General features: G+C 58.2%; 14 protein-coding genes. All 14 read left to right on the plus strand.

Going from position 1 to position 20,557, the window contains the following annotated elements; genetic code table 11:
* The first annotated feature begins 30 nt into the window (after positions 1-30).
* Positions 31-3,861, plus strand: a complete 3,831-nt coding sequence (locus BLU24_RS15485) for a hypothetical protein (protein WP_231990158.1) — start codon at positions 31-33, stop codon at positions 3,859-3,861.
* A gap of 106 nt (positions 3,862-3,967) precedes the next feature.
* Positions 3,968-5,278, plus strand: a complete 1,311-nt coding sequence (locus BLU24_RS15490) for a glycosyltransferase (RefSeq protein ID WP_093101723.1) — start codon at positions 3,968-3,970, stop codon at positions 5,276-5,278.
* A 117-nt stretch (positions 5,279-5,395) separates the two neighbouring features.
* Complete coding sequence (locus tag BLU24_RS15495) at positions 5,396-6,259, plus strand: phospholipase (protein ID WP_093101724.1); 864 nt, start codon at positions 5,396-5,398, stop codon at positions 6,257-6,259.
* Between the two features lie 88 nt (positions 6,260-6,347).
* Positions 6,348-7,253 (plus strand): AraC family transcriptional regulator, encoded by a 906-nt coding sequence (locus tag BLU24_RS15500; RefSeq protein ID WP_093101725.1) that lies wholly within the window; start codon positions 6,348-6,350, stop codon positions 7,251-7,253.
* A gap of 341 nt (positions 7,254-7,594) precedes the next feature.
* Positions 7,595-8,905, plus strand: a complete 1,311-nt coding sequence (locus BLU24_RS15505) for an ABC transporter substrate-binding protein (RefSeq protein WP_093101726.1) — start codon at positions 7,595-7,597, stop codon at positions 8,903-8,905.
* Positions 8,906-9,052: 147 nt separating this feature from the next.
* The gene (locus BLU24_RS15510; protein ID WP_093101727.1) at positions 9,053-9,979 is read left to right on the plus strand and encodes a carbohydrate ABC transporter permease; all 927 of its coding nucleotides are present in this window, start codon (positions 9,053-9,055) and stop codon (positions 9,977-9,979) included.
* Positions 9,980-9,987: 8 nt separating this feature from the next.
* The gene (locus tag BLU24_RS15515) at positions 9,988-10,818 is read left to right on the plus strand and encodes a carbohydrate ABC transporter permease (protein ID WP_090283315.1); all 831 of its coding nucleotides are present in this window, start codon (positions 9,988-9,990) and stop codon (positions 10,816-10,818) included.
* Positions 10,819-10,981: 163 nt separating this feature from the next.
* Positions 10,982-12,085 carry an ABC transporter ATP-binding protein gene (locus BLU24_RS15520; protein WP_093101728.1) on the plus strand — a complete coding sequence of 368 codons (1,104 nt, stop codon included), beginning with the start codon at positions 10,982-10,984 and terminating at the stop codon, positions 12,083-12,085.
* Between the two features lie 15 nt (positions 12,086-12,100).
* Positions 12,101-13,573 (plus strand): mannitol dehydrogenase family protein, encoded by a 1,473-nt coding sequence (locus BLU24_RS15525; protein ID WP_093101729.1) that lies wholly within the window; start codon positions 12,101-12,103, stop codon positions 13,571-13,573.
* A gap of 311 nt (positions 13,574-13,884) precedes the next feature.
* Entirely contained in the window at positions 13,885-15,381 is a 1,497-nt protein-coding gene (xylB, locus tag BLU24_RS15530; RefSeq protein WP_093101730.1) for a xylulokinase, read from the plus strand.
* A 13-nt stretch (positions 15,382-15,394) separates the two neighbouring features.
* Positions 15,395-16,333 (plus strand): carbohydrate kinase family protein, encoded by a 939-nt coding sequence (locus BLU24_RS15535; protein ID WP_093101731.1) that lies wholly within the window; start codon positions 15,395-15,397, stop codon positions 16,331-16,333.
* Between the two features lie 88 nt (positions 16,334-16,421).
* Positions 16,422-16,997: a transglycosylase SLT domain-containing protein gene (locus BLU24_RS15540; RefSeq protein ID WP_442965784.1), complete on the plus strand. Its 576-nt coding sequence runs from the start codon at positions 16,422-16,424 to the stop codon at positions 16,995-16,997.
* A gap of 629 nt (positions 16,998-17,626) precedes the next feature.
* A complete protein-coding gene (locus BLU24_RS15545) occupies positions 17,627-19,681 on the plus strand; it encodes a type VI secretion system Vgr family protein (protein ID WP_093101733.1) in 2,055 nt (684 codons plus the stop codon).
* Entirely contained in the window at positions 19,672-20,535 is an 864-nt protein-coding gene (locus BLU24_RS15550; RefSeq protein ID WP_093101734.1) for a DUF4123 domain-containing protein, read from the plus strand. Before BLU24_RS15545 ends, BLU24_RS15550 begins: the two co-directional genes overlap by 10 nt.
* The last annotated feature ends 22 nt before the right edge of the window (positions 20,536-20,557 follow it).

A 20,557-nucleotide genomic window follows, 5' to 3' on the forward strand; every position in this document is an offset into this window, starting at 1 on the left:
CGAACTTACAAACCAACAACAAGCTGACTTATGAAAACCAAACATACGAATTCTTCAAACCAACGTAATTTATCTCGACTCACAAACTCCATAGACTCCCAGCGCGATCACTCTCCGAGTGATAATCGTGAGCGGGAAGAAGTGATTTATAAACTCAGGCAACGCGTATCGGATCTCGCCCCTTCGCAAACCATTACCTTGGCTGGCGCGACCATCACTCTCGAATCGGGATCATCCCTGGAGGAAGCACTGCTTGCGGGTCGACACCTATTGCATACATTGTGCGATCAAGCCTCTTTCAAAAAGCTCCTGGCAACATTACAACTTTCCGATCGTTTCATTTTTGAAATAAGCGCTGAAGGCAAAATGAATGCAGTCAGTGGTAACAACAGCACGGGCCTGGAAAACGCTTTCATCCTCGCGCCGGATTTGAAAGAAGACCTGCAAACCCTGGTTGAAATGGCAGCGTTGACCGGTGGCAAGATTTCCAACGCCGATCAGATTGATTTAACGCAGTGGCTGGCATTTCATGGCTTTCTGATCCCGCGCAACGCTCTCGAAGTTTCCCGCCTGGTCGCATTCATGACTGCCGCGCCCAAGCCAGGTCCAGTGTTTGGTAACTATCGGGAAATGATCAAGGCCAGCGAAGGCAACACGGCCACGCTGTCGGCGGCGCAACGCGGCGAGCTTCGCAAACTCATTGTCAGTTATACAAAAGGCGAGTCATTACTGGAGCATCTGTCAGAACGTATTCTGGGTGGACGGCTCGCGCCGTTCACACGCTCCGAAGCCGAAAATATCATTGATCAACTGGTCTCCAGCCCAATCGCCGTTCATTGGGCGGACGCTTGCGTGCGCGATCTGGGCTGGTATGGCACGCAGCCGAGTCAGCCACAGTCGGCAACGGCGCGCAAACAAATAATCCTGACCGCCCTTTTGCTGGATCTGCATCCGCAAGTGGGTGAGCAAGAGCCGCGCAATCATGTGGCCGGCTTCGATCTGTATGCTGCCGAACATCTGGAGCTGTCTTTCGCAGACATTCAGACCCGATTCGAAAATCACCTGATCGCGCATCATCGAGTGAGCCAACGTAACGTCGCACTCGCCGCGCATTTATTGCTGGCCGAGCCCGCGCCGGAGTTTCTGGTCCCCCAGCTGCCTGCCACGCTGTTACTGGGTACACCGCAATGCGTCGAATACTGCCGAATCGTAGCGGTGCATGAAATCATAGCCCCAGGCTCGACCCGCTCGATGTCTTACGCAAAGCTGCAACAACTTTCGACACTGGAACCGGCGACCGAATCGCGCAAGAAACTCGATGCTCTGGCAGCGATAGACCCTGTCATCGATTGGGCATTGCTCAATAAAATCGTCTCGCCTGAAGAGGTCGAGAACTCCGTCCCCGAGGCCCTTAAAGTCGCCACGGATGCGTATGTTCGGCATGCCAGAACACTTGCCGCAAATGCCGAAACATTGAAGCGCCCTCTGCCAACACGCAAAAGTGTCGCCTTGGACATTCTCAAGCACGTCGCCAAGGGTTGTACTTACCTTGAAAATGACGTGCTTCAGCAGGTACGCAATGTACCGTTGGAAGACGCCTATAACTCGCTGCGCCTTTCTCCGGTTGAACTGCATATGTCCAACGACCTTGCGACCGGCGACTGGGATCTGAAAAAAGGCGAAAGTATCTATAAAGCGTTTCCCGACCTGCTGCGCAATCTGGTTTCGCCCGACGGTGAATTCCACCGCCAGTTCAATCGGGCCTATGTCACGCATACACAAGCCATGCATACGCACCTGAAACAGGCCTTCTCGTTCCTGTCACTGTCTGAGCGGACGCGTTTGCTCAAAGGCAAGGTGACAATGTTCACCGTCAGACCCTCGGTTGCGAAACTTCAGGACATCACCTCTTTGCCCGTCAATCCCCTTGCATCGGTCATTGATTCAATCGTCAAGACGACTGAGCGTAAGCCCACTGAAAGCCATAAAGAGATAGACGAAGCCAAAGGCCGCTACGGCGTGGTGATTTATTGCGAGTACGAAGGTCAGGGTTCGTGTTACGAGCTACTCACATTGCACGGCGTCTGCCGTGAAAACACTCAAATGGCAGCGCTGATTCAGCAGGAAAATCTGCTGAATCCAAAGGTTTCCCCCGCAGGGAGGAAATACTCTGCGCCTGCTACAGTGCATCGATTACCCACGGATATCGAATGTTATACCCATGGCGTACCGCCCGGTCTCGTCGCTATCAGTTCGGGCATTATCGACAGGGTCAATGAGTTGCCCGCTGAGCCACCTGCGCAGATCAACGGTTACTACCAAAGTTTCTACTCCAAGGAGTTCGATCGCCTGGTGAACTTCGTGCTCAAGCACAGACCGATCGCAACTTATGATGAACTGGTCAAAGAATGTTGGGGACAGACCCGGCTCGAGGCTTTGCGGATCAAACGGGACAAGGATCTGGATACGTTTCTCAACGTGATCGTTCCGTTCAAGTCGTGTATCGAAGATTTGAATTCCGACGATATAGAGCGACAGGTTCAAGGCGCCGGAGCTTGCGCGCTGGAAGCCGCAATGACCGTTCTGCTGGTAGTCGCTGCCATCGCAAAAGTTGCCACCGTGGTCGCCACAGGCGTGAGCGCTGCCACAAAGGCCGGCAAAATCGCTTCGACAGGCCTTGGACTGGTCAACAGCCTGATCAACCCACTGGACGGGGCCACCGATGTGCTGATCAAGGGAGCGAAACTCTTGCGTAAAGGTTGGCACAGCGGTTTGGCCGCACTTGAAGGTGCTATATACGACGCCCGGAAATGGACCGCAAAACCGCCCTATCACGCACTTTCCACTGTGGCCGATACGGACACTCTGCGACTAGGCACGCGGCAATATGCGCAAAGCTCCACCGACCTGTTTCAGGTATGGGGCATCCGCCACACGGATGAATGGTACGCCGTAAACCGTCTGGGCGAACCGTGGGGACCTCAATTGAGAGAGCTGAAAGTTGTCAATATCTTTCGCAATCCATTCAAGCGAGCAAAACCTTTCAGCTATACCCGCGGTTATCTTAAAAAAGCGATTCCTCACGCTAAAAGTAAAATCGACAACACGATTGCGTTGATCTCCGATGCCCGAAACGAGGACGTCAGAACCGTCCTTCTGCATATCTTTGGTACCGACTCGAATGCGGCGGTCGAGCACATAACGAACAATCTGCGGAACATGCGCAGAGATCTCGACTTTGTCAGCCTCGAGAACATGATCTTTCGGCCACAGGGTAGCGATGCCTATGCTGCCTTACAGCCCCAGGCCTATAAGCGCTGGCAAGCCGCTGTGTATTCGAATACCAAACTGGACGTCAACACAAGAACGTTCTTGTCCATTTATCCGGACAATCTGGATGAAATGTATGAAGTGGCGAAATTTGACGACGCCAAGATCGGCGACGTTCTGGTGCATGAAATATCTCATGGCGCTCCAGGCACGCTCGACTTCTATTACGGAGATGCGATTAAAGGTGCAAGCCCGGCGGAGTACGACGCCGTCGGTCTGTTGGAGTTCGCCAGAAACCCGCGCAAGGCGCATCCCAAAAATACGGCCAACCCTCATTTCCGCTATGCAAAAGTGGCGGACTTTCAGGAATTCGAGTCTATTACAACCTGGCCAGCAATCATCAAAGAGCACCCGGCATTGCTGAATGCCGAATCCTATGCAGTGGCAGTGTCGTTGATAGACCAATACCGAACCAGCCCCAGTACTTTTCAGTTCAACCGTTCGGTTATCACCAATACGATCAATAACACCGCTCCCGGAGAGTTCCTTCCGGGCCCGCTTCTGCTTAACCTGGCCAAACCGGCCTTTTAAAACGCGAAAACAGGTGCACTGCTGAGAAGAGGGGCGCAAACAACCATCACTGTGGTTTAATTGCGCCCTTTTTTTGCCGGCCCGGCTGATGCTCAGGACTGCCCTCATGAACCTGCCTTCCACCACCAAAGTCCTTGTCATCGGCTACGTCTGGCCAGAGCCGCGTTCCTCGGCAGCCAGCGGGCATGTCATGCAGATCCTCGAAACCCTCCTGCAGCAAGGGTGGGATATCACTTTCAGCAGTCCGGCCGGCCCTGGCGAGCACAAGGCTGATCTGGCTGCGCTCGGCATTCGTGAAGTGCCGATCGAACTCAACAACAGCAGCTTCGATACGTTCATCAGCGAACTGGCGCCGGATATTGTCCTGTTCGACCAGTTCATGATGGAGGAGCAGTTTGGCTGGCGCGTGGAAAAGCACTGCCCGCAAGCGCTGCGGGTGCTGGAAACTTCGGACCTGCAAAGCCTGCGGCATGCGCGCCATCAACGGCTGAAGGATCGCCTCAAGCGCAATCCTGAGCAGAATGATTTCAGCGATGTATTCGCGCCTGCCCTCACCGACGAGTTCGCGCTGATGGCCGAGACCGATCTGGCCAAACGCGAGATCGCAGCGCTGTATCGTTGTGATCTGAACCTGATGATTTCCGAAGTCGAGATTCAATTGCTGATCGAACAATTCGGCGTGCCTGCGCAGTTGTTGCACTGGTGTCCGCTGATGGTCGATCTGCCTGTTGTCGAACCGGCCGCCATGGCCGGACGGGCGAACTTTCTGAGCATCGGCAACTTTCGACATGCGCCCAATTGGGACGCGGTGCTGTGGCTGAAAACCACGATCTGGCCGCTGATTCGCCAGCAATTGCCGCAGGCCCAACTGCATATTTATGGTGCTTATACGCCGCCGAAAGCCTCGGCGCTGCATAACGCCAGGGAAGGCTTTCACATCATGAACTGGGCTGAAGATGCGTTGCAGGTCATGTCTGCCGCGCGGGTCTGCCTGGCGCCGTTGCGGTTTGGCGCCGGCATCAAGGGCAAACTGGTCGACGCCATGCTCTGCGGCACGCCCAGTGTCACCACGCCGGTGGGTGCCGAAGGCATGCATGGCGAGCATGCGTGGCCAGGTGCAGTCACCCGGAGCGCAGTCGATTTCGCTAATCGCGCTGTCGCGCTTTACAACGATGAGGCGCAGTGGCAGCAGGCCCGCTTGGCAGGTTACGCCCTGCTGACCGAACGCTACTCGCAGTCAGTGCACGGTCCGGCGCTGATCGAAAAACTGCGTTATTGTCAGGAAAACCTCGAACAACTAAGGGTTACAAACTTCACCGGCAGCATGCTGCGGCATCATTCGCATAAAAGCACTCAGTACATGGCGCAGTGGATTGAAGCGAAGAACCGTCTACCGCAAGAAACAAGTGACATGTAAGCGGGAATATCTACACGACTTGCATTAAAAGCGACATTGGCCAAACAACATCGAACCGTTATAAACATCCTGCGCGCGCACTTCTACCAACTTAAAAATCCACGCAGGATGTAATACATGGACAGTATCGACAACTTTCAACCGTACCAATGGATGGCCGACGCGCCGCAGATTGACAATCTTTCGCTTTTTGAATTGACCCTGCCGGGCACGCATAATGCGGGCTGCGACCTTGATGCCCGTTATACCGTACCGTTAAGCAGCAACTGGATTGCCTGCCAGGACGTTTCGTTCTATTCACAATTGAGTCGTGGCGCCCGGGCACTTGATGTTCGTCTTGAGTTTATCCCTGGAGCCCAAGGCCTTGCGCAATTCCGTTTCCAGCATAATGGCTACCGTTCCTCTCGCACACTTGAAGATCTGGTGCGTGACATAAAAGCTTTTTATGAAAGAAGCCGTGATGAATTCATCATTCTGGACTTTCATGAGCTCGCCAATGGCAAAAAGGAATTCGATCATGCACAGTTCAAGGCATTAATGCTGGAGCATCTCGGTGATCGAATGATCCCCGCGCAGAATCTTTATCTGCCCCTTGGAGAGCTGAAGGCAATCAGTCCGCTGCAACGCATCATGGTGGCCGCGCCGACGACGTGGGAAAACGATGATTTTCGCTTCCAGCGCAAGATCGACCACAAATGGATCGGCAAAAATCTGGCCAAGGAAGCTGAACTTCGAGACTACATTGCTGAAGTGTTGAGCGCGCCGATCAGCAGGCTGCGCCCTTGGTCCTTGTCAGCGACGCTCTACTCCGCGGGCGGTCCGCAGCGGATTCTGGGTGCGCTCGACAGCTGGTTCGATCCAAGCCAATCGGACTGGGCGAAAAAGTGCCACATCATCAATTTCGACTTCATCAAGAATTCGAATCTGGTGCGCTTTTGCCTGACGGCGAATCTACAGAAAGCCAGTGAGAAGTCAGCATAGACACCAGCACCGTACGGCCAACGGGAACTGGCGCAACGCTTGATAAACGAGGCATCATCGGCAGGCGATCAACAACAAGAAGCGCACCATGACCCGAACCGCTCGCGTCACCGACCCCTCTTACGAGTTGATGGATGACCATAACGGCTTGTCCATCATCTACCGTCAGCACGGCTTCCCCTGCCCGCTGGTGCGCTGGCACTTCCACAAGGAGTACGAACTGCACTTGATCGTCGCCAGTTCCGGCAAAGTGTTCATTGGTGACTACATCGGCAACTTTTATCCGGAAACGCTATTCCTGACCGGCCCCAACCTGCCGCACAACTGGATCAGCCAGGTCGCCGAAGACGAAGTGGTGGAAAAGCGCGACATGCTGGTCAACTTCACCGATGAATTGTTCGAAAGTGGCCATCAGGTATTCGCTGAGTTGAAAACATTGGCACCACTGCTGGAGCGTGCGCAGTACGGCATCGAGTTTCGCTGCAAGCGCACCATTCGCCAGGCCATGACCTTGATGCAGCGCATCGCCGATTCCAGCGGTATTACCCGCCTCGGGCATTTTTTCATTCTGATGGAGTTGCTCGCGGCGAGTGATGACTTCCTGTTGTTGTCGGGCGCCACAACGCCGCAACTGGCCGACGAGCACAACATCGATCGCACCAACCGCGCGGTCGATTACATCTTCAGCCACTACGCGCGGGATATCTCGCTGGAGGAAGTGGCCGAGCATCTGGGCATGACCCCGACTTATTTCAGCCGCGTATTCAAACAGGCCACCGGACGTAACTTCATCGAGTTCGTCAATCGCCTGCGCATCAGCAAGTCCTGCGAGTTGCTGGCCGACGGTGACAAACCGGTGACTGAGGTGTGTTTCGAGTCCGGGTTCAATAACATCTCCAACTTCAACCGGCGTTTTCAGCAGCTCAAGGGCATGACGCCATCGCACTACAGACGGCTCGCGGTACAGCGCCTGACCGAGCAGAACCACCTCTGACAACACGATCCTTTGTAGGAGCGAGCCTGCTCGCGATGAGGCCATGTCAGTCAACATCATTGTTGAATGACACAACGCTATCGCGAGCAGGCGAAGGCCTACATGGGATGTGCAACGTCTGAAACCTGTACACATTCGATTCCCCTTCCCCGCTGCAAACCCCTTCCCTGCGTTAACCCCCGTAAACCCCAGTGCAAAAAAGTATCGATAAAAGTGCTAGGGATGATTTGTCACTGCGCCGATTGAAGGCTGTAATCAGCGCAGATTCTTCCTGTCGTCGGAAGACACAAAAACAATAACCGTCCTTCTGCCACCCGCCGGGTGCAGAAAAGGAGTGCACGATGCAACCCACTGCAAAAGCTCTGCTTGCCCTCACCTGCATGACCCTGAGCAGCGTCAGCCTTGGCGCCCAGACCCTGACCATCGCCACCGTCAACAACAGTGACATGATCCGCATGCAGAAACTCTCGAAGACTTTCGAGAGCGAGCACCCGGACATCAAGCTCAACTGGGTCGTGCTCGAAGAGAACGTCCTGCGTCAGCGCCTGACCACCGATATCGCCACCCAGGGCGGTCAGTTCGATGTGTTGACCATCGGCATGTACGAAGCCGCACTGTGGGGCGCCAAGGGTTGGCTGGAACCGATGAAGGACCTGCCGGCCAGTTACGCCCTCGACGATGTCTTTCCTTCGGTCCGTGAAGGCTTGTCCGTGAAAGGTTCGCTGTACGCACTGCCGTTCTACGCCGAAAGCTCGATCACCTATTACCGCACCGATCTGTTCAAGGATGCCGGACTGACGATGCCCGAACGGCCGACCTGGGAACAGATCGCCGGGTTCGCTGAAAAACTCACCAACAAGGACAAAGAGCAGTACGGCATCTGCCTGCGCGGCAAGGCCGGTTGGGGCGAAAACATGGCGTTGATCACCACCGTGGCCAATGCCTATGGCGCGCGCTGGTTCGATGAGCAGTGGAAACCGGAGTTCAGCGGTCCGGAATGGAAAAACGCGCTGAATTTCTACGTCAACACCATGAAGAAATCCGGCCCGCCAGGCGCTTCCAGCAACGGTTTCAACGAAAACCTCGCACTGTTCAACAGCGGCAAGTGCGCGATCTGGGTGGACGCCAGCGTAGCCGGTTCTTTCGTGACGGATAAAACGCAAAGCAAAGTTGCCGAGCATGTCGGCTTCACCTTCGCTCCGCATCAGGTCACTGACAAAGGTTCGGCCTGGCTGTATTCGTGGGCGCTGGCGATTCCGACCAGCTCCAAGGCCAAGGACGCGGCCAAGCAATTCAGCGCCTGGGCCACTTCCAAAGAGTACGGCGAGCTGGTGGCGAAAACCGACGGCATTGCCAACGTGCCGCCTGGCACCCGGGCCTCGACCTACAGCGATGCCTACATGAGCGCCGCGCCGTTTGCCAAGGTCACCCTGGAATCGCTGAAAGCCGCAGACCCGGGCAAACCGACGTTGAAGCCAGTGCCTTATATCGGTATTCAACTGGTGACCATTCCTGAGTTCCAGGCCGTGGGCACGCAGGTCGGCAAGTTGTTCTCGGCGGCGCTGATCGGCCAGACCGCGGTGGATCAAGCCTTGGCTGCGGCCCAGCAGACCACCGAACGCGAGATGAAGCGCGCCGGTTATCCCAAGTAACCAGCACAGCTCTCTCTTGCTTTTGTAGGAGTGAGCCTGCTCGCGATTGCGGTGTGTCAGTCACCATCTGGTTGGATGGAAAAACGCTATCGCGAGCAGGCTCACTCCTACAGGGATCTTCATTCGCCTGTCGAATCGGTTAATGTCATGAATACTTCAACTGCCAAAGCCCACATCGAACTGGCGCCACCCCAGCGCAAACTGCGCATGCGCAATCCCGGCTGGTTTCTGGTCAGCCCATCGGTGGCCCTGTTGCTGCTGTGGATGATTGTGCCGCTGGGCATGACGCTGTACTTCTCGATGATCCGCTACAACCTGCTCTACCCCGGCGAAAACGAATTCGTCGGGCTGGAGAACTTCACCTACTTCCTGACCGACTCGGGCTTCATGCCTGGCGCCACCAATACGTTGCTGCTGGTGGGCAGCGTGTTGCTGATCAGCGTGGTGTTCGGCGTGTTGATCAGTGCGCTGCTGGAAGCGAGCGAGTTTCTCGGTCGCGGTCTGGTGCGGGTCATGCTGATCTCGCCGTTCTTCATCATGCCCACGGTTGGCGCGCTGATCTGGAAAAACCTGATTTTTCATCCGGTGTCGGGAATCCTTGCCTACATCTGGAAGCTGTTCGGCGCACAACCGGTGGACTGGCTTGCCCACTACCCCTTGCTGTCGATCATCATCATTGTCTCGTGGCAATGGCTGCCCTTCGCGATCCTGATTTTGATGACCGCCATGCAGTCGCTGGATCAGGAACAAAAAGAAGCCGCTCGCCTGGATGGCGCCGGCCCGATCGCGATTTTCTGGCACCTGACCTTGCCGCATCTGGCGCGGCCGATTGCCGTCGTGGTGATGATCGAAACGATCTTCCTGCTGTCGGTGTTCGCCGAGATTTTCACCACCACCAATGGCGGCCCCGGTTACGCCTCGACCAACCTCGCCTACCTGATCTACAACCAGGCCCTGGTGCAGTTCGACGTCGGCATGGCCTCGGCAGGCGGCTTGATTGCCGTGGTCATCGCCAACATCGCGGCGATCATTCTGGTGCGAACGATCGGCAAAAACCTGACTGACAAAGCCTGAGGCCCGCCATGACTCTCCAACAATCCCGCCGTTTGCAAAGCCTGTTGCTCGGCACTTTGGCCTGGGCCATCGCGATCGTGATCTTTTTCCCGATCCTGTGGATGGTGATGACCAGCTTCAAGACAGAAATCGATGCGTTCGCCACGCCGCCGCAATTCATCTTCATGCCGACGCTGGAGAACTACCTGCACATCAACGAGCGCAGCGACTATTTCAGTTTCGCCTGGAACTCGGTGGTGATTTCCTTCAGCGCTACGGCCCTGTGCCTGCTGATCGCGGTGCCGGCGGCGTACTCGATGGCGTTCTACGAAACCCAGCGCACTAAAGGCACGCTGCTGTGGATGCTCTCGACCAAGATGCTGCCACCCGTGGGCGTGTTGATGCCGATCTACCTGCTGGCGAAGAGTTTCGGCCTGCTCGACACGCGCATCGCGCTGATCGTGATCTACACGCTGATCAACCTGCCGATCGTGGTCTGGATGGTTTACACCTACTTCAAGGACATCCCCAAAGACATCCTCGAAGCCGCCCGCCTCGACGGTGCCACGCTGTGGCAAGAGATGGTTCGCGTACTGCTGCCGATCGCCAAGGGCGGCCTCGCCTCGACCGTGCTGCTGTCGCTGATCCTGTGCTGGAACGAGGCGTTCTGGTCGCTGAACCTGACCTCGTCGAAAGCCGCGCCGCTGACCGCACTGATCGCTTCGTATTCCAGTCCCGAAGGTTTGTTCTGGGCCAAGTTGTCGGCCGTGTCGACGCTGGCCTGCGCGCCGATCCTGATCTTCGGCTGGATCAGCCAGAAACAACTGGTGCGTGGCCTCTCGTTCGGCGCCGTGAAATGAACATCCCAAACCCAACACAACTCCCTGTAGGCCTTCGCCTGCTCGCGATGAGGCCATGTCAGTCGACATCATTGTTGAATGACACTCCGCTATCGCGAGCAGGCTCACCCCTACAGAAAAGCGCGTCCGGCTTAACAGAATTAAAACCATGGAGGCCCATCTCATGGCCAACCTGAAAATCAAGAATCTGCAAAAAGGCTTCGAAGGCTTTTCCATCATCAAGGGCATCGACCTTGAAGTGAACGACAAGGAATTCGTGGTCTTCGTCGGGCCGTCGGGCTGCGGCAAATCCACCTTGCTGCGTTTGATTGCGGGTCTGGAGGAAGTCAGCGACGGCACCATCGAACTCGATGGGCGCGACATCACCGAAGTCAGCCCGGCCAAGCGTGACTTGGCGATGGTGTTTCAGACGTACGCGCTGTACCCGCACATGACCGTGAAGAAGAACATGTCGTTCGCCCTCGATCTGGCCGGCGTGCCGAAAGCCGAAGTCGAGAAGAAAGTCGGCGAAGCGGCGCGGATCCTTGAGCTTGGCCCGATGCTTGAGCGCAAGCCGAAACAGCTCTCCGGTGGCCAGCGTCAACGCGTGGCGATTGGCCGTGCCATCGTGCGCAGCCCGAAGATTTTCCTCTTCGACGAACCGCTGTCCAACCTCGACGCCGCGCTGCGCGTGCAGATGCGCCTGGAACTGCTGCGCCTGCACAAAGACCTGCAAGCGACGATGATTTACGTGACCCACGATCAGGTCGAAGCGATGACCATGGCCGACAAGGTCGTGGTGCTCAACGGTGGCCGGATCGAACAGGTCGGCTCACCGCTGGACCTGTATCACAACCCGGCCAACCTGTTTGTCGCCGGTTTTCTCGGCACGCCTAAGATGGGTTTCCTCAAGGGCAAGATTGCCCGCGTCGATGCGCAGAGCTGTGAAGTCGCGCTGGATGCCGGCACGCGCATCAACCTGCCGTTCAACGCCGCCAGCCTCAGCGTCGGCAGCGCGGTGACGTTGGGCATTCGCCCGGAACATCTGGAACTGGCGCAACCGGGCGATTGCAGCCTGGCGGTGGTTGCCGACGTCAGCGAACGCCTGGGCAGCGATACGTTCTGCCACGTCACCACCAACGCCGGCGAAGCCCTGACCATGCGCGTGCGCGGTGATCTCGCCAGCCGTTATGGCGAACAACTGAACCTGCACCTGGATGCCGCCCACTGCCATTTATTCGATGCCGAGGGCGTGGCGTTGACCCGCCCGCTGCGTGCCGCGGCCTGATTTCGAGACTATCCGATGAAACTCAACCAACAGAACCTCAACCGTCTCGCCGCCGAAGTGCAACTGCCGGCCTATCGCCTCAGCGACACCCGCCAGGGCATTGCGCACATTGGCGTCGGCGGCTTCCATCGCGCGCATCAGGCGTACTACACCGACGCCTTGATGAACAGCGGCGAAGCCCTTGATTGGGCGATCTGCGGTGTCGGCCTGCGCGCCGAAGACCGCCGTGCCCGAGACGATCTCAAGGAGCAGGATTACCTGTTCACCCTGTTCGAACTCGGTGACAGCGATGACACCGAAGTACGAGTGATCGGCGCCATCCGCGACATGCTGCTGGCCGAGGACGGCGCTCAGGCATTGATCGACAAACTCGCCGATCCGCAGATCCGCATCGTTTCGCTGACCATCACCGAGGGCGGCTATTGCATCGACGACAGCAACGGCGAATTCATGGCGCACCTGCCGCAGATCCAGCATGACCTGGCTCATTCAGAGGCGCCGAAAACCGTGTTCGGCTTTCTTTGTGCAGCCCTGGAAAAACGCCGGGCGGCGGGGATTCCGGCGTTTACCGTGATGTCCTGCGATAACCTGCCGCACAACGGCGCGGTAACGCGCAAGGCGCTGCTCGCGTTTGCCTCGTTGCGCAACAGCGATCTGTGCAACTGGATCGACACCAATGTCAGCTTCCCCAACGCGATGGTCGATCGCATCACGCCAATGACCAGTACCGCGCATCGCTTGCAACTGGCCGACAAACACGGGGTCGACGACGCCTGGCCGGTGGTCTGCGAGCCGTTTGTGCAATGGGTACTCGAAGACAAATTCGTGAATGGCCGTCCGGCGTGGGAGAAGGTCGGCGTGCAGTTCACCGACGACGTTTCGCCCTATGAAGAAATGAAGATCAAGCTGCTCAACGGCAGTCACCTGGCGCTCACCTATCTTGGTTTTCTCAAGGGCTATCGCTTCGTCCACGAAACCATGAATGACCCGTTGTTCGTGCGTTACATGCGCGCCTACATGGATCTTGACGTGACCCCGCAACTGGCGCCCGTGCCGGGCATCGACCTGAGCGATTACAAGGACACGCTGGTCGCGCGGTTTTCAAATCAGGCGATTGCCGATCAACTGGAGCGGGTGTGTTCAGACGGCTCATCGAAATTTCCCAAGTTCACCATCCCGACGATCAATCGGCTGATCGCCGATGGCCGCGAGACCCGGCGCGCTGCACTGGTCGTGGCGGCGTGGGCGCTGTACTTGAAGGGTGTCGATGAGAACGGCGATACGTACACGATTCCTGACCCACGGGCGGCATTTTGTCAGGCGTTGGTGGTGGACGATGAGTTGATCACTGAGCGGTTGCTGGGGGTCGAGGAGATTTTTGGTGCGGCGATCCCGAAATCGGCGGAGTTTGTGGCGGCGTTCGAGTGGTGCTACAACAGCTTGCGCGACGAAGGCGTGACGCGAACGCTGGAACGAGTGCTCGCCTGAAAAGCCCCCTCACCCTAACCCTCTCCCGAAGGGAGAGGGAACTGACCGTGGTGGCTGCGAGTGACTGATCGTTCCCACGCTCTGCGTGGGAATGCAGCCCGGGACGCTCTGCGTCCCACCAAAAAGCGAACAGCGGACGCGGAGCGTCCATTGAGGCATTCCCACGCTGAGCGTGGGAACGATCGATATTGAGTCGAACGCTGGATTTGGACATCCCCCGATCTGCTCCCTTCCCCCTCGCCCCCTTTGGGGGAGAGGGCTGGGGAGAGGGGGTAGCTTTTGATCTTCAACACAATCCGACCGGTGCATAAATGAAAACAACAAAGCTCTACCTCGGCATCGACTGCGGGACCCAAGGCAGCAAAGCCATCATCCTCGACGCGGTAAGTGGCCAGGTCCTCGGTCAGGGCGCCGCGCCGCACACCATGATCAGCGGTGCCAACGGTCGTCGCGAGCAAGACCCGCAGCAATGGCTGGAAGCCTTCGCCCTCGCCACCCGCCAGGCGTTACAGGCCGCCAATGTCGATGGTCAGGACATCCTCGGCATCGGCGTTTCCGGCCAGCAGCACGGTCTGGTCCTGCTCGACGATCAAGGCGAAGTGCTGCGCCCGGCCAAGCTTTGGTGCGACACCGAAACCAGCCCCGAAAACGACCGGTTGCTCAGCCATCTGGGCGGCGAGCAAGGTTCGCTGGAACGTCTGGGCGTGGTCATTGCGCCGGGTTATACCGTGTCGAAACTGCTCTGGACCAAGGAGCAACACCCCGTCGTCTTCTCCAGCGTTGCACGCATTCTGCTGCCCCACGACTACCTGAACTTCTGGCTGACCGGACGCGCCTGCAGTGAATATGGCGATGCGTCCGGCACCGGCTATTTCAACGTGCGCACGCGCGAGTGGGACTTGCAACTGCTGCGCGACATCGACAGCAGCGGGCGCCTCGAAGCGGCGCTGCCCGAGCTGATCGAAGCCCACGAAGCGGTCGGCACGATCCTCCCGGCGATCGCAGAACAGCTTGGCCTGAACCGCAACGCGCGGGTCGCCAGTGGCGGTGGCGACAATATGATGGGCGCCATCGGCACCGGTAACATTCAGCCCGGCGCGATCACCATGAGCCTCGGTTCTTCCGGCACGGTATACGCCTATTCCGACACAGCGACCGTCAGCCCGGACGCCTCGGTGGCCACGTTCTGCTCGTCGAGCGGAGGCTGGTTACCGCTGATCTGCACGATGAACCTGACCAACGCCACTGGCGCGATTCGCGAGCTGTTCGCGCTCGATTTGCAGCACTTCAACGATCTGGTCGCCCAAGCCCCGATCGGCGCCGACGGCGTGTGCATGCTGCCATTCCTCAACGGCGAGCGCGTCCCCGCCCTGCCCCACGCCACCGGCAGCCTGCACGGGCTGACGCTGGACAACCTGACCCAGGCCAACCTGTGCCGCGCCGCTGTCGAAGGCACGACCTTCGGTTTGCGTTACGGACTGGATCTGCTGCGCCGCAATGGTTTACAAAGCCTGCGCATCTGCCTGATCGGCGGTGGCTCGAAAAGCGCCGTGTGGCGGCAGATCGTCGCCGATATCATGAACACCCCGGTCATTTGCACCGAGCAAAGCGAAGCTGCGGCGCTTGGCGCGGCGATTCAGGCGGCATGGTGCACATCGTCGGCTGACGGTGAGCAAGACAGCCTCGAAGACTTGTGCCAACGCTGCGTAAAACTCGATGCCGGCAGCGAAACCCTGCCGATCGCCGCCAATGTCGCGGCGTTCCAGCAGGCTTATGAACGCTATCAACAGCATGTCGCAACCCTTTAAAGAGCAAACAATCATGTACCTGGTGTGTGGCGAAGCCCTGTTCGATTTTTTCAGTGAAGACGATGCCAGCGGTCTGGCCTCGAAGGTCAATTTCAAGGCGATCGCCGGCGGTTCGCCGTTCAACGTCGCCGTCGGTTTGCGCCGCTTGGGTGTGGACTCGGCGTTGTTTGGCGGCTTGTCCACCGACTACCTCGGTCGGCGCTTGCAGCAGGTATTGAAAGAGGAAGGCGTGCGCCCGGATTATCTGGTGGAGTTCGCCGCGCCGACCACGCTGGCGATGGTCGCGGTCGGCGCCAACGGCTCGCCGCATTACAGCTTTCGTGGCGAAGGCTGCGCCGACCGGCAATTGAGCGCGGCGCATCTGCCGACCCTCGGTACCGAGGTGCGCGGCCTGCACGTAGGCTCGTTTTCGCTGGTGGTGCAGCCGATCGGCGACGCCCTGCTGCAACTGGTGCAGCGAGAAAGCGGCCAGCGCCTGATCACCCTCGACCCGAACGTACGCCTCAATCCTGAACCGAACATCGAGCTGTGGCGCGAACGCATCGCCACGCTGGTGCCGCTGGTAGACCTGATCAAGGTCAGCGATGAAGACCTGAGCCTGCTCTATCCCGAACAGGATCCGCAGCAGGTCATCGAGAACTGGCTCGAGCATCGCTGCCAGATAGTCTTCCTCACCCGTGGCGGCGACGGCGCCAGCGTCTTCAGCCGTCAACATGGCCAGTGGTCGGTGCCGGCCGCTTCGGTGAAGATCGCCGACACCGTGGGCGCTGGCGATACCTTCCAGGCCGCGCTGATTACCTGGCTGACCGAGCACGACCTGGATTCGGTCGAAGGTGTGCAGCAACTCGCCCGGGATCAGATCGACGCCATGCTGCACTTCGCGGTCCAGGCCGCCGCGCTGACCTGCAGCAAGACCGGTCCGGACCTGCCCTATCGTCAGCAATTGAGCTGAGCGCGTAGACTGTCGGCTTTTTGCGCACGACGGGATACCGCTTTTGAAATACGGGCAGACGCTTGGACTACTGACACTGGCAGCACTGATGACCGGGTGCGGCACCTCGCCGCCCCGGTCGCCTGAAGACATCTGCGAAATCTTTCGCGAAAAAAGCGACTGGTACGACGCCGCGCAAGTCACGCAAAAACGCTGGGGGGTGCCGATTCAGGTGCCCTTCGCGATCATGTATCAGGAATCCGGCTACCGCTACGATGCCAAGACCCCGCGCAAATACCTGCTGTGGGTGATTCCGTGGGGTCGGGTGTCGACCGCCTCGGGTTACGCGCAGGCCAAGGATGAAGTCTGGTCCGATTACCAGAAAAGCACCGGCCGCAACTGGGCCGACCGCGAAGACTTCGATGACGCCATCGATTTCATCGGCTGGTACATGGACAAGACCACCTCGATCAATGGCGTCTACAAATACGACGCCTATAACCAGTACCTCAACTACCACGAAGGCTGGGGCGGCTTCCGCAACAAAACCTACGCCAGCAAAGCCTGGCTGCCCCCGACCGCGCGCAAGGTGCAGGTTCGTTCCGACACGTATGCGCGGCAATATGCCGGGTGTAAAGAGGATTTGAACCGCGGATTCTGGAGCCGGTTCTGGCATTGGTTGTAGCAGTGACTGTTCGACCGCTATCGCTAGCAGGCTAGGCTCCCACAAATGAATTCTCATGCCTGAACCCCATTCCCCTGTAGGAGTGAGCCTGCTCGCGATAGCTGACTTCCAGTCAATGACCTCTTGAAAACCGGCCTCTTCCCCCAGCACGACACCAATCCCTGTGGGAGCCAGCCTGCTGGCGATAGCTGACTTCCAGTCACTGACAATATTGAAAACCCACCTCTCTCCCCCAGCACGACACCAATCCCTGTGGGAGCCAGCCTGCTGGCGATAGCTTACTTCCAGTCACTGACAATATTGAAAACCCACCTCTCTCCCCCAGTACGACACCAATACCTGTGGGAGCCAGCCTGCTGGCGATAGCGGTCTACCAGACGCCAACGATCGCCACCTGCCGTACTCCCCGGCAACTTCGACAGTTGAATCTCCAACATCAACGCGTAAGAAAAGTCGCCAATAGCCAAGGCCACACCCCGCCAACCACCCGGGTTCATTAGCCGAAACGCCCCCCCTAAGGGTTTTCCCTATACCCCATACCCATCCCACCTACGCCTTTTGCGCCTTGAACGAGACGGCTTAATCCTGCAACATCTGTGTCCTGCTTATTCACGGACGGAATTCAAGGCATGCTGGACGCCAACGCTACCCACATCACCCTCACCCTCGAAGGCGCCAACGCCGACCTGCAGGTCCTCAGCTTCACCGGTCGCGAAGCCCTGAATGAGCCGTTCCGTTTCGACCTCGAACTGGTCAGCGCCCGACCCGACCTCAACCTCGAAGAGCTGCTGCACAAGCCCGGCGTGCTGACCTTCGGCGCCACCGGCGAAGGCAAGATCCACGGTCTGGTCTATCGCATCGAGCAAGGCGACTCCGGCAAGACGCTGACTCGTTACAGCCTCAGCCTGGTGCCGCAACTGGCCTACCTGCGGCACAACCACGATCAGCAGATTTTCCAGCAACTGACCGTGCCGAAAATAATCGCTCAGGTACTGGAAGACCGCGGCATCCTCGCCGACGCGTACAGTTTTCAGCTCGGCGCCGAATACCCGGAACGCGATTACTGCGTGCAGTACGACGAGTCCGACCTGCATTTCATTCAGCGCCTGTGCGAAGAGGAAGGTATTCACTTTCACTTCCAGCACAGCAGCAGTGGCCACAAATTGGTGTTCGGCGACGATCAGACGGTCTTCCGCAAGCTCAAACCGGTGAGCTACCAGCAGGACTCCGGCATGGCCGCCGACAAACCGGTGATCAAACGCTTTAACCTGCGCCTGGAAACCCGCACCACCCGGGTCAGCCGCCGCGATTACGATTTCGAGAAACCCAAGCTTTTGCCCGAGGGCGCGGTCAAATCCGAATTCGCCCCCGACCTCGAGGACTACGACTACCCCGGCCGCTTCACCACCCGCGAGCGCGGCAAGTTCCTCTCGACCCGCGCGCTGGAACGCCATCGCAGCGACTACAAACTCGCCGAAGGCAAAGGTGACGAACCAACGCTGACCAGCGGTCATTTCCTGACGCTCGCCGAACACCCGCGCGCCGAATGGAACGACTTGTGGCTGCTGCTCGAAGTCCTCCACGAAGGCAAACAACCGCAAGTGCTCGGCGAAAACGTCACCAGCGACGTCACCGACAACAAAAGCGATTTCCACCAGGGCTACCGCAACAGCTTCCTCGCCACGCCGTGGGACGCGCACTACCGCCCTGCCCTCGAACACCCGAAACCGAAAGTCCTCGGCAGCCAGACCGCGATCGTCACCGGCCCTGCCGGCGAAGAGATCCATTGCGACCAGTACGGCCGCGTCAAAGTGCAGTTCCACTGGGACCGCGATGGCCAGTCCGACGACAAAACCACCTGCTGGCTGCGCGTCGCCAGCGGCTGGGCCGGCGCGGCCTATGGCGGCATCGCCATCCCGCGCATCGGCATGGAAGTCCTCGTCACCTTCCTCGAAGGCGACCCCGACCAGCCTCTGGTCAGCGGCTGCCTGTACCACAAGGAAAACGTCGTCCCCTACGACCTGCCCGCCAACAAGACCCGCAGCACCTTCAAAACCCTCAGCTCCCCGGGCGGCAAGGGCTACAACGAGTTCCGCATCGAAGACAAGAAAGGCGCCGAACAGATCTACATCCACGCCCAGCGCGACTGGGACGAAAACATCGAACACGACCAGAAGATTCGCGTCGGCAACGAACGGCATGACACTGTTGAAGCAAACACCCTAAGCGAATTCAAGGTTGAAGAGCACCGGATCACCCATCTGGACCGAATCAGCGAAATGCGCGCGGATGATCACCTGACGGTGGGTGTGACGCAGCACGTGAAGGTGGGGACTGGGCAGTTTGTTGAGGCTGGCAACGAAATCCATTACTACGCAGGCCAGCGAGTGGTGGTCGAAGGCGCGATGGAACTGACCGCCAAGGCCGGCGGCAGCTTCGTAAAAGTCGACGCCGGTGGCGTGACCATCAGCGGCGCTGAGGTGAAGGTCAATACCGGCGGCTCGCCTGGGGTGGGCACGCCGGCGGTGCCGTTGTTGCCGGGGCCGATGAAGGTGGCTGACGCAGATAAGGCTGGTACCGTCCCTATTCCGCTACCCAAGCGCCTGAGCGAGTCCGGCATCACGCCGTTGTGCGGAAAACAAAGTAACGGCGCTTGCAGCCGTAAGGATTGCACATGCATGTAAAAGCGCTGAGCACCCTCCTCGAAGCTCCACGTTACTCATTCGAGGAACTGCCGAGAGAAAGCTCTGATGTGAGGTTATGTTTCATCATTGACCGCGTCCGCCAGCCAGAGGCCATGAGCCGTCTTTACCGCGTCGGTGAACCTGTGGAGGCACAAGCTCTTTTTCTCAATACCGATTTTGCTGAAATCGCCGCCGACGGGCCTCTCTGGCTGGTCGCACCTTGGGGCAGTCGTCTGGCCGCCGAGGCGGCAAAACTGTGCGAAGAGAACTACTCTGGCATCGCCCTTACCACTGCGGATCCGATCAAGTCATTGGCGCACGCACGTTGGCTCCTGCGGGCCAATGATGGTTCTGGCGGCCAGAGTTTGTTGAGCTATCACAAACCTAGTCTGTGGGCTGCGCTGGCCTATACCACCGGTGAAAGTTTGCACCAACTCTTCGGGCCCTGGCAGCGTATATACAGCCCGGCGCCGGCCCACTTCGGGCGTAATCGCGGTCGATGGCTGAGTTGGCGCGCCGTTTCGGAACTTGAATGGCTGGGCGACGTTTCAGCTTTCAATCTGCCGCCTGAAGCACCGAGCGTTCAAGCGCATCTTGGATGGGTTTATTGGGCAGACGAGCAATACGCTGCTTACGGTGATCCTACCGATGAACAACTACCCCACCTCGTGGCGAACCTCCAGACGCTGGTTGACCACAACATTTATGAAGGTCGCCATCTGCTTAAGCTGGGCGCAATCACCAACGGCCCTCTGCTCGAAACGCAGCCAGAAGTGATGGCCATCCTGCAATCCAGGGAAGAGTCGTTCATCAAAGTCCAGCAGCTGCAGCAACTCGCTGTCAGCGCTGCTTGATGACCCGTCAGTACAGAATGAA

The organism is Pseudomonas sp. Z003-0.4C(8344-21) (genome assembly GCF_900104975.1).
GTDB lineage: Bacteria > Pseudomonadota > Gammaproteobacteria > Pseudomonadales > Pseudomonadaceae > Aquipseudomonas > Aquipseudomonas granadensis.